Origin of the sequence: Comamonas koreensis (assembly GCF_021026195.1) — a bacterium.
GTDB lineage: Bacteria > Pseudomonadota > Gammaproteobacteria > Burkholderiales > Burkholderiaceae_C > Comamonas > Comamonas koreensis.
Genome location: NZ_JAJNCT010000005.1, coordinates 664,138 through 678,667 on the forward strand (window position 1 = coordinate 664,138; position 14,530 = coordinate 678,667).

General features: G+C 59.8%; 12 protein-coding genes. 9 read left to right on the top strand and 3 right to left on the bottom strand.

Annotated elements, in window-relative coordinates; translation table 11 throughout:
• Nucleotides 1–5: 5 nt before the first annotated feature.
• The 3 genes from LPW39_RS05290 to LPW39_RS05300 form a co-directional block, all read right to left on the bottom strand.
• Nucleotides 6–755, bottom strand: coding sequence for an anti-sigma factor (locus LPW39_RS05290; RefSeq protein WP_230771916.1), 750 nt, complete (start codon nucleotides 753–755; stop codon nucleotides 6–8).
• Complete coding sequence (locus LPW39_RS05295) at nucleotides 752–1,330, bottom strand: sigma-70 family RNA polymerase sigma factor (protein WP_230771918.1); 579 nt, start codon at nucleotides 1,328–1,330, stop codon at nucleotides 752–754. Before LPW39_RS05295 ends, LPW39_RS05290 begins: the two co-directional genes overlap by 4 nt.
• Nucleotides 1,331–1,395: 65 nt before the next feature.
• Nucleotides 1,396–1,968, bottom strand: coding sequence for a DUF3455 domain-containing protein (locus LPW39_RS05300; RefSeq protein ID WP_230771920.1), 573 nt, complete (start codon nucleotides 1,966–1,968; stop codon nucleotides 1,396–1,398).
• A gap of 263 nt (nucleotides 1,969–2,231) precedes the next feature.
• Here LPW39_RS05300 and LPW39_RS05305 point away from each other — a divergent pair, with 263 nt between their 5' ends.
• The 9 genes from LPW39_RS05305 to LPW39_RS05345 all read left to right on the top strand — a co-directional run bounded on the left by LPW39_RS05305 (nucleotide 2,232) and on the right by LPW39_RS05345 (nucleotide 14,377).
• Complete coding sequence (locus LPW39_RS05305) at nucleotides 2,232–2,798, top strand: fasciclin domain-containing protein (protein ID WP_230771922.1); 567 nt, start codon at nucleotides 2,232–2,234, stop codon at nucleotides 2,796–2,798.
• A gap of 327 nt (nucleotides 2,799–3,125) precedes the next feature.
• Nucleotides 3,126–3,893, top strand: coding sequence for a FadR/GntR family transcriptional regulator (locus LPW39_RS05310; RefSeq protein ID WP_230771924.1), 768 nt, complete (start codon nucleotides 3,126–3,128; stop codon nucleotides 3,891–3,893).
• A gap of 144 nt (nucleotides 3,894–4,037) precedes the next feature.
• The gene (locus LPW39_RS05315) at nucleotides 4,038–6,113 is read left to right on the top strand and encodes a DEAD/DEAH box helicase (RefSeq protein ID WP_230771925.1); all 2,076 of its coding nucleotides are present in this window, start codon (nucleotides 4,038–4,040) and stop codon (nucleotides 6,111–6,113) included.
• Nucleotides 6,114–6,767 carry a DUF2290 domain-containing protein gene (locus tag LPW39_RS05320; RefSeq protein WP_230771927.1) on the top strand — a complete coding sequence of 218 codons (654 nt, stop codon included), beginning with the start codon at nucleotides 6,114–6,116 and terminating at the stop codon, nucleotides 6,765–6,767.
• A 184-nt stretch (nucleotides 6,768–6,951) separates the two neighbouring features.
• Nucleotides 6,952–7,986, top strand: coding sequence for a ligase-associated DNA damage response exonuclease (locus LPW39_RS05325; RefSeq protein WP_230771929.1), 1,035 nt, complete (start codon nucleotides 6,952–6,954; stop codon nucleotides 7,984–7,986).
• Nucleotides 7,983–9,698 carry an ATP-dependent DNA ligase gene (locus LPW39_RS05330; RefSeq protein WP_230771931.1) on the top strand — a complete coding sequence of 572 codons (1,716 nt, stop codon included), beginning with the start codon at nucleotides 7,983–7,985 and terminating at the stop codon, nucleotides 9,696–9,698. The genes LPW39_RS05325 and LPW39_RS05330 overlap by 4 nt, the downstream gene beginning before the upstream one ends.
• On the top strand, nucleotides 9,691–12,417 hold the full coding sequence (locus tag LPW39_RS05335) for a ligase-associated DNA damage response DEXH box helicase (RefSeq protein WP_230771932.1): 2,727 nt from the start codon (nucleotides 9,691–9,693) through the stop codon (nucleotides 12,415–12,417). The genes LPW39_RS05330 and LPW39_RS05335 overlap by 8 nt, the downstream gene beginning before the upstream one ends.
• Nucleotides 12,417–13,121: a ligase-associated DNA damage response endonuclease PdeM gene (gene pdeM / locus LPW39_RS05340; protein ID WP_230771934.1), complete on the top strand. Its 705-nt coding sequence runs from the start codon at nucleotides 12,417–12,419 to the stop codon at nucleotides 13,119–13,121. Before LPW39_RS05335 ends, pdeM begins: the two co-directional genes overlap by 1 nt.
• Before the next feature lie 215 nt (nucleotides 13,122–13,336).
• On the top strand, nucleotides 13,337–14,377 hold the full coding sequence (locus tag LPW39_RS05345) for a hypothetical protein (protein WP_230771936.1): 1,041 nt from the start codon (nucleotides 13,337–13,339) through the stop codon (nucleotides 14,375–14,377).
• The last annotated feature ends 153 nt before the right edge of the window (nucleotides 14,378–14,530 follow it).

Sequence of the window (14,530 nt, forward strand, 5' to 3'; positions counted from 1 at the left end):
GCGCGCTAGATTTGTACCGCCCGGCCAATGAACTGGATCGGCCCGGTCGGCTTGCCGATCGGCGATCCCCCTGCGGGCTCCAAGGTCAGCTCAAACAGCTGGTTGGGCTGCAGCGGTGGCAGCTTGTCGACGGGCACCTCAATCGCCTCACCCGGTTTGACGAGGCCCAGCGACACCGGGGCGCTCCAGCCATCGGCCTTGGTCCAGAACTGCAAGGATTTCTCGGCCGGCACTACATCGCTGCCCAGCGGCACCAAGCGCAAACGGTCCGCAGCCTGCGCCTGCACCAGCCAGCCAGGGGCTTGGCTTTGCGGCGCGGCCAGCACCACAAAGTAGCGGGCCGGGCCAGGTGCGGGGGCGGGGCCCAGCACCAGCACACCGGCCAGCACCGCAGCAGCCGCAAAACCGCTGCCTGCCAGACCGCGCCACAGCGCCAGGCTGTCCCAATCCCACCAACGGCGCGGCGCTGCAGCGGCAGCCCGTTGCGGCTCGGCCGCTGGCCACAGGCTGGCGGCAATGCGCGGCCACAGGGCTATGCTCGGCTCTTGCGGTGGGGCCAGACGGGTCAAGGGCTGCAGGCGCTGCTCCCAGGCATCCACGGCGGCGCGTAGCGCCGCATCCTGCGGCAGGCGTTCTTCAATCGCGCGGCGTTGCGCGGCATCCTGCGTGCCCAGCACATACTGGCCGGCCAGGGTCCGCAGGTCGTCGGGGCTGTCGCCATCAGGCGGCAAGGTATTGGGGGTATCGGCGCTCATTGCATGCATTCCCGCAGGGCACGCAGGCCCCGCTGTATCCAGGCTTTGACGGTTCCCAGCGGGGCCTGCACCCGCGCTGCAATCTCACTGTGGCTGCAGCCATCCACATAGGCATGCAGCAGGCATTCACGGCGCTGCGGCTCCAGCCCTTCCAGGCACTGGCCCAGGCGGCCCAGCTGCGCCTGGCGGCTCAGCGCATCACCCTCTTCCTGCCAGGCGGCCATTGCGGCGCTGGCTTCATGCGCTGCGGCGGCCGGCTCATCCAGCGCAGTCTCGCGGGCGCTGCTGCGCACCCGGTTCAATGCGGCATGCCGAACAATGCTATAGATCCAGCCTCTAGCCGCACCACGCGCCGCATCAAAACTGTGCGCCTTGCTCCAGATCGCCACAAAGGCATCGTGCAGCACATCCTCGGCTGCGGCGCGGTTGCGCACTATGCGCAAGGCCACCCCCAGCAGATAACGCGATTCATGCTCGTAGATACGCTGCAGCGCATGGCGGTCGCCACGCGCGCAAGCTTCTAGCGCCAAGGCATGGTCAAAACTGTCGTCGGTCACAAAAGCGGCTGGCGGCATGTAGATTTAGGGGGAAGAAGGAGCAAGACGTCCTTCTTCCAGTGTAGCCGCTAGAAAACAAAAATTTACACAGGCTTCCAGAAGATGTAATCCGCCTGGTACTGCACCACGGCCTTCTGGCCCTTCTGCGCAGCGGTGCAAGGCTTGTCTGCGGGCGCCACGCCGCCCTTCAATGCCACGCGCTGGATATGGCTCACGCCTACCAACGCGCCACTGCCGGTGGCCGGGTTGGCCTTCACCAGCTGGTAGGGCAGATTGCCGGCACCCGATGGCGCCACGGCCAGCTGGGTTGCCGTCAGCTTGGAGCCATCATTCGCTTCCCAGGTAGCGGGTGGGCCATAGTAGCGGCCCACCGTCTTGCCAGCGCGGTCCTTCAGTACGGCATCCGGGCCCACAAACACCCACTCGGTCTGGCCGGGGGCATTGGCCTTGTCGCGGCATTCGTAGGTGATGTCACCGCTACCCACTGTCTCCCAGGCCACCTTGTGGCCGGCTGGCACCTGGATTTCTGCTGGCAGCGAAGCCTGCGAGAAAGCCATGTCCTTTTTATGCATCGAGCCGCAGGCGGTGAGCAGGCCGAGGGAGGCCACTGCGGTGGCGATGGCGGCGATACGGGGAGCTGTGCGAGAGGTCAACATACGAGTTCTCCTAAGTTAGGGGGACAGGACGAGAGTGAAAACAGCGCTAATTAATGTGCTGTTAGTAGTACTAGTCGCCAGTTGCTGGAATGGATGCAGTGGATGCAAAAAAATTTTCGCTGCCTGCATCGCTCCCCTGCACTCCCTCTTCGCTCCCTCTTTATAAGCGTTTCCACATTTGTTGAATCCAGTGCGCCATCCGCTGCGTATTCCAAGCAGCCGCAACGTTTTTCGGCTGTTCATCCACACGCAAGGAGCATCTCATGGCCTCGATCCAAAGTACGCGCAAACTGGTCTCTTATGGCATGGCTTTCATGGTCGCAAGCACGTCCATGGCCGCAATCGCCAAAGACGTGATGGTGGGCGGCGCGCCCATGCTGCCCACCAAGGACATCATCGACAATGCCGTCAACTCCAAGGACCACACCACCCTGGTGGCAGCCGTCAAGGCAGCCGGCCTGGTAGAGACCCTTAAGGGCCCAGGCCCCTTCACCGTGTTTGCCCCCACCAATGCTGCCTTTGCGGCCCTGCCTGCCGGCACCGTAGACAACCTGCTCAAGCCCGAGAACAAGGGCACGCTGACTACCGTGCTGACCTACCACGTCGTCGCCGGCAAGTGGGACGCCGCCGCGATCAGCAAGATGATCAAGGACGGCGGCGGCATGGCCAGCATCAAGACCGTGAGCGGTGGCACCCTGGTCGCCAAGGCCCAGGGCGGCAAGGTCACGCTGACCGACGAGAAAGGCGGCACCGCCACCGTCACGATCCCCGATGTCTACCAATCGAATGGCGTGATCCATGTGATCGACAAGGTACTGCTGCCTCAATAAGGCTGGCATCTGCTGATGGGGCCGCAGCCGCTGCAAAGCACGCAGGGCTGTAGCCACCAGGCACCCCGCTGCAGGCTGCCGATAAGGGCCTGCGGCTTTTGGCGTTTGCGTGCTGGCATATGCAGGCCGGCAACAAGCAGATCGCCCCGCTGCGGCAGATGCACCCACCACATCTACAGCAGCCCGCCGTTTGGTCAAAAACCCGGCATAGCCATCCATTGCGCCTAAGGCGCAGGCAGCGCCCCTGGGCTGGAGTACAGTAAGCGCCATCTTGCGGCCTGGCAGCAGCCAGCGCCCACTCCCCACAACCTGCTCCCCTGCCCACGCATGCCGATCTCCTTCACGCCCGTCAAGGCCGCCAACTCCCTCGCCGACCAAGTGGCCCAGGCGCTGGAAGCCAGCATTCGGCAAGGGCAAATGCAACCGGGCGACCGCCTGCCCACAGAGCTGTTGTTGGTGGCGCAGTTTGGCGTGAGCCGCACAGTGGTGCGCGAGGCGCTGTCCCGCCTCAAATCCAGCGGGCTGGTCGCCTCCCGCCAAGGTAGCGGCGTCTTCGTGCAAGCGCCCCGGGCCGAACCGCTGGACCTGGAGAAAGGCCATGCCGCCTCGCAAGAGGCCGTCATCCAAATCGTAGAAGTGCGCCGCGCGTTAGAAGCCGAAGTGGCAGAACTAGCAGCAGCCCGCCGCAGCACCGCCGATCTGCGCCGCATCCGCACTGGCGTCAAGGCCTTGGCCAAAGCGGTGGCCGACGGCAAAGACGGCGTGGCCGAAGACGTCGCCCTGCACCGCGTCATCGCCCAGGCCTCCGGCAACCCGTTTCTGCTGAGTACCTTGGATTACCTGTCGCAGGTGTTGGCGGGCGCCACGCGCATCACCCGCGCCAATGAGGCGCGGCGGCAGGACTTTGCGGCTGCCGTGACGCAAGAGCATGCGCGGATTGTGGAGGCGATTGAGGCGGGCGACCCGGCGGCTGCGCGGGCGGCAGCGACTGCGCATATGAATAACGCGATTGACCGGATCCGGCAGGCGGATCCGGCGTTTTGGCGGCAGGATGGGGAGAGGTTGGCTCGGGTGTTGCTGACGCCACCAAGTTGATGGGACACCCAGCAAGATCCTCCCAGATAAGTTTTTATAAACGCCTTCGATCAGATATCGCCAAATTGGTGTAAATTATTTACCGAACGAAAATTGAAATGCGCACCGAGCAGAGTCAGCCATAAAATTTTAGGAATTAAAAATATGCCCTTGCAGATTTTACCCAAGGAATCAGCACTTCGTGCTGATGCATCTGCCAAACAAATAATCGAGCATTTGCAAGCTTCGCAAAACCAATTAAGTTTAAACAATGCAGTAGTATTTTATAATTTCCCTCTATTCAGAGAAGAAGAAAAACTGCTTGTAGCGGAGCTTGTCGTGGCCAGCCCAAAGCATGGAGTCATATTAATTACTACCGCGCCAAATGGAGTTAGCTCGGACATACAGCGTCTTGATGGAGCATTCAATCAAATATTCGCTCGCCTAATTAAATACCCTCGACTTAGAACCGGGAGGGCAAAACTAAAATTTCAAGTCGATGCATTTGTATGGATCCCAGAAGGCACACCAGATGATGATATAGCTGTAGGACTTCAACAACTCAACGAAAGATTTGAAAAGTTAATCGGCGATGAAATTGAAGCTGATGCATTTGAAGAGATTTTATCAGTTCTGGATGGATCCAAGGCTTTAGTTAGGGCAAAGGAAAGAAACATTGAATCCTTTTCAAGTACATCTCGAATAGCAACTATCGCTAGCCTTGAGGAGGAAATCCGTCGATTCGACAGAGATCAGCGGGTTGCATATATGACAGAGGTCGCTGGTTTACAGCGAATCCGAGGTTTGGCAGGCTCTGGTAAAACGGTAGTACTAGCTTTAAAGGCTGCCTTAACAGCAATCAGAGAACCCGAGGCTAAAATAGCGGTCACTTTTTATACAAAAAGTCTGTATCAACACATCCGCCAATTGATTACTAGATTTTACCGCATGCATGAAGACAGAGACCCCGATTGGAGCCGCTTACAAGTGCTTCATGCATGGGGAGGTGCAAGTGCAGATGGATTCTATTATAGAGCCGCTCAAAGATTCGGCCATCAACCTATCAGCTACTCGCAAGCAGTCAGTGCATCTCGCCAGCAGCCATTCGGCTATGTGTGCCAAGTACTACTATCCGATCCAGCTGTAGAATCCGTATACGACTATGTTTTCGTAGATGAAGCACAAGATTTTCCACCCTCATTTATGCAGCTAGCATTACGTTTAGCACGGGAAGAAAAATTAGTTATCGCATACGATGTATTTCAAACCATTTTCGATGTTGATGTCCCGACTGCAGCAAATCTTTTTGCAATACCGACTGACGGCAGCGGAGATCTTATGTTTGATGAGGATATTATTCTTCATAAATGCTACAGAAACCCTCGAGAAATCCTAGTTTGCGCTCATGCGATAGGTTTTGGAATATATGGAAGGCAAATAGCTCAAATTCTTGAATCTGCAGATCATTGGCAAGATTTCGGGTATACAGTAATTGGAAATCTGACTCCGGGAACGCAAACTCAGATCATGAGGCCAGAAGAAAATTCACCATCCTCAGTGAGCAAGACCAATTCCATTGATGAAATAATAACCTGCACTGTTCTAAATGATATGTCCACCGAGGTTAATCATGTGGTGGAAAAAGTAGTTTCCGAGATATTTACCGAAGGAGTTTCTCCAGAAGATATATTAATCATCTGCGCCGATGATCGAAATGCGGGATCGTATTTTAAGCTATTGAGATCTACGCTTCAAGAAGCGGGGATCAATTGCAATAACCTGCAAGATGACTCTTACACAATTCGTGATTTTCAACAAGAAGGCGCCATTACATTATCAACGATTTACAAAGCCAAAGGAAATGAAGCTTATTCCGTATACATAGTAGGTATAGATGGAATATTCTTCGAACCATCCCCCCGAGACAGAAACAGAGCATTCACGGCCATGACTCGCGCAAAAGGTTGGCTTTATATAACAGGCGTGGGAATTCCTGCCAAATTGTTTGCCGAAGAACTAAAAGCAGCTAAAGAAAATTTCCCTAATCTTATTTTCACATATCCAACACCTGAACAGCTTGTTTACATGAAGCGGGATTTGGTTGAAGTTGATCCAGATGATGTGAATGATGAAATAGACAGGTTAGGCAAAGGGTTAGACCCTGATGAAATGGAGCGCATTTTACGAAGGAAACTTCGACAAATGCAAGCAAATAAAAGAATACAAAAACGCTTAAAATAAATGCACAAGCATAATATACAAGCCTTTGCAAGGGCCGCAAAATGGCCGATAATGGAATACGGAGCACCAAATTTTTTACTGACTAAAGATATTATTCAACAACTGCGCGAGCTACCATATCTAGAGCGTTGGAAAATATCAATCGCAAATCAGTGGTACCATATTCTCTTAGAAGATCATTCGTTTTTGACATTTAGCTCAACACCTAATTCTGATTCATTCGCATTTTTACAATGCCCCCTAGAAATACCGACGCAACGAGAATTTATTAAAGATCTTGATCTACCATTTAATTCAAAAACCGTAGATACTCTTAAAGAAGATTATCAAATGGTTATGGACACAGCGACGCAAAAATCTAATATAACCCCAATAAGGTACGATTATGACGAAAAAGGCTATAACTGTGGAATACATCCTGTTAGTCATATTCATATAGGATTAGACAATGACATCAGACTAAGCTTCTCCAAAAGACTAACATCAACATCTTTTTCATTATTTGTAATGCGTCAAATGTATCCAGAAAGCTGGAAAAGAATACTTGAACATCAAGATTCTAAACGGCTACAAAAAGCAATACGCCATAATTGCACTCCTCTTGAGGAACACCACTGGAAGGATGATGATAAAATTGAACTTCACTTTGTTTAGACAGCTTCCAGGGTTATGCAAATAATATATTTCATTAAAATCATAATTTAACAAAAATTAGATTAAATATATATTCTTGCAGAGACAAAGCTTGACGACAGGATGGATTGATTTAACTCCCTCCCTCACCCCAACAAGGCAAACTCTGACGCCCCCCCCTCCCCCGCAGCCGCAGAATTTGCCCATGCTCGCTGCTTCTGCATCTGCCAACGCCCCTCCCGCTGACGTCATCACCTTGACCGACAAAGGTCTGTACTGCGCGGCTGGGGATTTTTTTATTGATGCCTGGAAGCCCGTGCACCGCACGTTCGTCACGCACGGGCACTCGGACCATGCCCACATCGGGATGGGCGAGTACTACTGCAGCACAACCAGCGAGCCAATACTGCGCTGGCGGCTCGGGGAGCAGAACATCCATGCGCTGCCGTTTGGGCAGACGATCACGATGGGGGAGGTGCAGGTGTCGCTGCACCCGGCGGGGCATATCCTTGGCTCGGCCCAGGTGCGGGTGCAGCACGGCGATGCGGTGTGGGTGTTTACGGGCGACTTCAAGCGAGAGCCGGATCCCACCTGCGAGGCTTTTGAGCTGCTGCGCTGCGACACCCTGATTTGCGAGGCGACCTTTGCCTACCCGGTGTACGCCTGGCCTACGATGGCCCATGAGGTGGAGCGCATCGAGCGCTGGGTGGCGCATTGCAAGGAGCAAGGCAAGGCGGCGGTGCTGTATGCCTACAGCCTGGGCAAGGCCCAGCGGGTGCTGGCAGGCTTGGCTGGCAAGCTGGATGCGCCCGTGTTACTGCATGGCGCGATGGCGCGCGGCACCGATATTTACCGGCAGGCGGGCATTGCGCTGGCCGCCACCGAGATGGTGGCCGATGTGCCCACCGATACCGACTTTGCCGGCCGCATGGTGCTGGCCCCGCCGTCTGCGCAAGATTCCGCCTGGCTCAAACGCTTTCGGCAAGTGGAGCAAGGCTTTGCCTCGGGCTGGATGCTGCTGCGCGGCAACCGGCGACGGCGCAATATGCAGCGCGGCTTTGTCATATCGGACCATGCCGATTGGCAGGAACTCGTCGACACCATTACCGAAAGCGGCGCCCAGCGGGTGCTGGCCACCCATGGCAATACCGATGCGCTGATCCCCTACCTGCAGAGTCTGGGCATACAGGCGGAGCGCCTGCGTACCGCCTATGGCGATGAAGAGGAGGCGGCCGAATGAACCGCTTTGTGGCGCTGTACCAGTTGCTGGACGAGGCATCCGGCACGCGCGACCGTGAGCTGGCCCTGCAGCAGTACTTTGCCGGCGCCACAGCCGCCGAGGCGACCTGGGCCGTGTATGTGCTGAGCGGCGGCAAGGTAAACACCGGCAAGAACCGCCTGGCCACTACCACCGAGCTGCGCAGCTGGGTGAGCGAGTTGACTGCCCTGCCGCTATGGCTGGTGGAAGAGAGCTACCGCCAGGTGGGCGATTTGGCGGAGACATTGTCTTTGTTGGTGGCGGCTTGGCAAAAGAAAGGCGCCAACCACCCGGAGCTGGCTGCTGCGCCCGGCACAGCCATTGCCCCCGATGCCGATGCGCCCTGGCATGCCAGCTTACTGGGCGCCACCTTTAAAACACCCGACAACGACAGCCGCCTGGACGAATGGACGGAGCAGTTTTTGCTGCCCTTGGTCGCAGCGGATGCCGAGCAGCGCAAGCGCGCGATACAGCAGGCCTGGCAGCAGCTGGATACGCCTTCGCGCCTGGTCTTTAACAAGCTGTTGACAGGATCGCTGCGCGCAGGCGTTAACAAGCGCAGCCTGCAAAACAGCCTGGCGCCCCTGGTAGGGATATCTGCCGCCGATATGGCGCACCGCATGGTGGGCGAATGGCTGCCCAGCGCCCAGGCCTATGAGGCCTTGATGGACCCGGAAACCAGCGCGCAGCTGCTGGACAAGCCCTACCCCTTTTACCTCGCCTCCCCCTTGCCGCAAGAGCCAGACGCTTTGGGTGACCCCATGGACTGGCTGGCCGAATGGAAGTGGGATGGCATACGGGTGCAGCTGGTGCGGCGCCAAGGCCATGCGCCCTATCTGTGGTCGCGCGGTGAGGAACGGCTGGATGGCCGCTTTCCGGAGCTGGAGACGGCCGCCGCACTGCTGCCGCGCGACATGGTGCTCGATGGCGAGCTGCTGGCCTGGGATTATGAGCAGAACAAGCCGCTCGGCTTTGTCGCGCTGCAAAGCCGCATTCAAAAGCGCAAGCCCTCTGCCAAGCTGATGCAAACCGTGCCGGCGCGCATTCTTTTTTATGACCTGCTGGAATGTGATGGCGAAGACCTGCGCGCCCAGCCGCTGGAGCAGCGCCGCATCAAGCTGGAGCGGATCATCCACCATGCCGACTTGCCCGCGCTGGACATATCGCCCCAGCTGCCGTTTGAGAGCTGGGATGTGCTGCCGCCGCTGCGCAACACCGCTGCCGAGCACAACGCCGAGGGGCTGATGCTCAAGGCGCTGGCCTCCCCCTACAAGGAAGGCCGGCGCCGGGGCGATTGGTGGAAGTGGAAGGTGGACCCGTTCAGCATCGACGCGGTGCTGATTTATGCGCAAAGCGGCAGCGGCCGCCGCAGCACCTTGCACACCGACTACACCTTTGCCGTGTGGAGCGGCGATGCGCTGGTGCCTGTCGCCAAGGCTTATTCGGGCCTCACCGATGTGGAGATTTTGCGGCTGGACAAATGGATCCGCAGCCACACCGTAGAGCGCTTTGGGCCGGTACGCTCGGTCACCCCCAGCCTGGTGTTTGAGATTGCCTTTGAAGGCGTGAACCGCTCCACCCGCCACAAATCGGGTGTGGCGGTGCGCTTTCCGCGCATCTTGCGCTGGCGCGAGGACAAGACCGCGCAAGACGCCGACCAGCTGAGCGCCTTGCTGGAGTTGGCCGATGGCTGATCTGGACCACAGCACAGCCCCCAGCGACCGCGCAATGCAGCGTGCGGCCAAGCGCTGGCGCGACTGGCTGAAGGAGCAGGACATTGGTGCGGCCGTCTTCCAGCAGCAGGCCTGGCGCGCGTATGCAGATGGGCACAGCGGTTTGATATCGGCGCCCACCGGCCGGGGCAAGACCTTGGCAGCGCTGGGGGGCCCGTTGATGCAGGCGATGGCCGAGGCCGAGACGCCCGAAGCCCGCGCAGCCCATGGCCCGCGCATGCTCTGGGTAACGCCCCTGCGTGCCCTGGCCAGCGACACCCGAGAACGCATCACCGGCCCAGTAGCAGCCGTGTTGCCCCACTGGCAAGTGGCGATGCGCACGGGCGACGCCACATCGCGCGACAAACGCCTCACCGATACCGGCAAGGCGCAGCTGGTGGTGATCACGCCCGAATCCTTGGCGCTGCTGCTGAGCCATGAGCGCAGCCGCGAGCAGTTCAGCCAGCTGCGCTGCATTGTGGTGGATGAGTGGCATGAGCTCTTGCCCAGCAAGCGCGGGGTGCTGCTGCAGCTGAACCTGGCGCGCATCCAGGCGCTGGCACCGGGGGCGCAGGTCTGGGGCCTGTCGGCGACGATTGGCAATCTGCAAGAGGCCAGCGATGTGCTGCTGAGTGCCTGGCAGGTGCAGGCGCCGGCGCTGATCCAGGACATGCGGCCCAAGCCCTTTCATCTGCACAGCATCACGCCGCCGCTGGGCACGCGCATGCCCTGGGCGGGGCATTTGGGCTTGGCCAATCTGGGCGAGGTGGCCAAGCTGGTGTTCAGCGCCCCCAGCACGATTGTGTTTACCAACACCCGCGCGCAAGCCGAGTTGTGGCACACGGCGCTGGCGAGCATCTGGCCGGAAGATGCCGAGACCCTGGCGATCCACCATGGCTCGCTAGACCAGGGCGTGCGGCAGTCGGTGGAGCAGCGCTTGCGCGCAGGCACCCTGCGCTGCGTGGTGGCGACCAGTAGTTTGGATTTGGGGGTGGACTTCCCGGCAGTGGAGCGCGTGATCCAGATAGGCGGCGCCCGCTCTGTCGCCCGCATGGTGCAGCGCGCCGGCCGTGCCAAGCACCGGCCCGGCGCTGCCGTGCATGTAGAGGCCGTTGCCACCCAGGCGATGGACCTGGCCGAGTTTGCCGCCGTGCGCGAGCTGGCCGAGGCCCAGGTGTATGAGCGGCGCGAGCCACTGCGCCTGTGCTTTGATGTGCTGAGCCAGCATGCGATGAGCGCGGCGCTGGCGGGCGGGTTCAGGCCGCCGGAGCTGCTGGCCGAGGTGCGGCGCACTGCGGCTTTTCGGGAGCTGAGCGATGCGCAGTGGCAGGCGGTGCTGGCGTTTTTGGAGCATGGCAGCGATTCGCTGGTGCAGTACCCGCAGTACGAGCGCCTGCACTGTGCCGAAGGCCTGTGCCAGCCGGCCAATACCGGCGTGGTGCGCATGCACCGCATGTCGATCGGCACCATCACCGCCCACGGCGCCGTCAATGTGCAGTACCTGCGCGGCGCGCGGCTGGGCTCGGTTGAAGAGGCGTTTATTGCAAGACTCAGCCCGGGCGATGTCTTCAACTTTGCCGGCCGGAGCCTGGTGCTGGTACGGCTGGAGAACCAAACCGCCTGGGTGCGCCGCAGTGCTGAGGTAGGTTTGCTGACCCCTGCCTGGGCAGGCTCGCTGATGCCGATGTCCTCATCCCTGGGTGAGCGCATGCAGCAGCTGCTGAGCACCGCCGCTGCCAGCCCAGCCGCTGATGATGCACCCCATGCCCGCGAACTGCAGTGGCTGCAGCCGCTGCTGCAGCTGCAAAGCCAGCGCTCGCTCGTGCCGGGGGCGGCCCAGCTGTTGATTGAGCAGGTCGGCAACACCCAAGCCGCCAAGGCCGCGCCGCTGTTTGTCTACCCCTTTGCTGGCCGGGTGGCGCATGAGGGGCTGGCAGTGCTGATAGCCACGCGCCTGGCGCATCTGCAGGCCAATACTTTTGCCTGGGCCTGCAATGAGATTGGGCTGATGATCCAGCCCACCTTGCCCATCGATGCGAATGCAGTGGACTGGGCGGAGATCTTCAAGCTCGACGGGCTCGACACCGATCTGCGCTCGGCGGTCAACTTCAGCGAGCTGGCACGCAAGCGCTTCAAGGAGATTGCGCAGATTGCCGGCCTGGTGCAATCCAAGGTGCCGGGCAAAAAGAGCCGCGCCAGCGATAGGCAGTTGCAGGTCTCTGCCAGCCTGCTGTTTGATGTGCTGAGCAAGTACGACCCTGAGCATTTGCTGCTGCGCCAGGCCCGGCAAGAGGCGCTGGACCAGGAGCTGCACCTGCCGACGATGCAAAGGCTGCTGGCCAGCATTGCGGGGCGGCAGATGGCCTTGCGCTTTCCGGCCAGGCACACGCCCTTCTCGTTCGGGCTGTGGGCCGAGAGCTTTCGCGGCCAGCTCAGCAATGAGACCTGGCAGGACAAGGTGCGGCGCATGGCCGAGCAGCAGGAGCGCCAGGCCAGGGGCGAGCCCTCATCAGGCGCATCACGCTCAGCACGTGCGCCACGAACACCACAAGCCCCACGACCAGGCGCGCCACCGCAGCGCGCGTCCCTCCCCGGCAGCCTCAACCAGGCCGCAACCAAGGCGGCGCCCAAGCAGGCCGCCCCCCGCAAGGGCAAGCGCAGCACCCCGCAGCGCGCGCCCCAACCACAGGACACCCACTAATGGCAGGTAAGCAATCGGCACAGCTTTTCTCCCCCATCCAACTTTCGCCATCGCCCCAAGACCATGTCGCGGCCAGCATCGCCGGCATGGAGTTCTTGGTGCTGACCGAGCGCGCATTGTTCTGGCCCCAGGAAAGCCTGCTGATCATTGCCGACCTGCACTTGGGCAAGAGCGATATCTTTCGCCGCCGGGGCGTGGCCGTGCCGCTGGAGGTGCAGCGCCAGGACCTGTTCCGCCTGCACCAGATTCTGCAAAAGTGGCAGCCGCAGGAGCTGGTGATTCTGGGCGACTTTGTGCATGGCCGCTTTATTGGTGAAGACACCTTCCAGCTCTGGCAAACCTTGCGGCGCGCCAACCTCAAAACCCGCTTTACCCTCACCCGGGGCAACCACGACCGTTACCTGCAGACCGAAGCCCTGCTGCTGGACGACGTACACACCCACCTGGCCCGCCACCAGGTGCTGATGAGCCATGAGCCCATGGGCCCGGGCGTGCACCACTTTGCACTCAATATCCACGGCCATGTGCATCCTGCGATGCGCGTGCCGCAGCTGCGCCAGCGACTGCCCTGCCTCGCCTACTCTGCGCCCTACCTGAACCTGCCGGCGTTCTCGGAGTTCACCGGCTCGGGGCCTATGGCTGTGCAACCACTGCATGCCTGGCTGTTTGCTGGCGAAGGCACCGCGCCGATTGCGGTGTATTGATGGCGCCTCGCTGATCGCCGGCTTTCTGCATTCCCGCTCTCAGATGCGCACTGCATTTCTGCGCCCTACCCCACCAAAGCCCAAGCCTGGCGCGCCTTTGCGCAGATCGGCTGATGGCGCTAACAGCGAAGCGCGCACGGTCTGGCCCGCGTTTGGACTACAAACTTTTTTGGGGCCAAAAGCAGAATAAAGGCGTCATCTAACAAGGAATAGCCATGGTCACCACATATGTAGAGGAAGAGCGCGTCGTCACCGGCGGCGCAGTGCCGCGCGCATTAGCGGGCAGCAGCGAAAGTGCGGTCTCCTGGGCCGCCATCTTTGCGGGCGCCTTGGCAGCTGCGGTGCTGTCGTTGTTGCTGTTCATGCTGGGCATTGGCCTGGGCCTGTCGTCGGTCTCGGTCTGGTCGGGCCGTGGGGCAGATGGCGAGACGATTGGCTGGGGCGCGGTGGCCTGGCTGGCGTTTACGCAGCTGGCCTCGGCCGGCGTGGGTGGCTATATTGCTGGCCGCCTGCGCACCAAGTGGCAAGGCCTGCACACCGATGAGGTGTACTTCCGCGACACCGCGCATGGCTTTCTGTCCTGGGCGCTGGCAACCATGCTGATGGTGGCCATCGCCGGCTCGATGGCGGGTGCCGCGATTTCCGGCACGGCCAAGGCCGCTGGTGCGGTGGTGAGCGGTGCGGCCCAGGTAGTGGGCGGTGCAGCCAGTGGTGCCACTGGTGTGATCGGCGGTGCCGCCTCTGCCGCGCTGACCGGCGCTGCTGGAGTGACCGCCGGCAAGGCCAATGAGCCAGGTTCAGACCTGAACTACTGGATCAACAGCCTGCTGCGCCAAGGTGGCCCTACCGAGCAGCAAAAGCAGGACATGAAGGACGGCGCGCAGAACGTTGCCCAAAAGGCCCGCTCCGCTGCTGATGATGCCAGCGAGATGAGCAGCGTGTTCATGCATTCCTTGCAAGCGGGCTCGCTGTCGAACGACGACCGCCAGTACCTGGGCCGCCTGGTGGCACAACGCACCGACATGAGCCAGGAAGAGTCCGAGAAGAAGGTGCAGGCCACCTACGACCAGGTCAAGCAACAGATCGACAAGGCCAAGCAAGCCGCACAAGACGCGGAAGCCAAGGCCAAGCAAACGGCTGAGCAAGCCCGCAAGGCCACCGCTTATTCGCTGATGTGGATGTTTGTGGTGCTGCTGATTGGTGCCTTTGTGGGCAGCCTGTCTGCCACCTTTGGCGGCCGCCAGCGCGACGCATAACTGACCATCCATTCCACCTGAACATAACCTTTGCCTGCGGGCAGACCTAGAAAGGAAACACCATGCGATCCATCTTGCTTTGGCTGATTGGCGTGCCGATCCCGATCATCATTCTGATTGCACTGTTCTTCCACTAAGAAGCACGGACCGGGG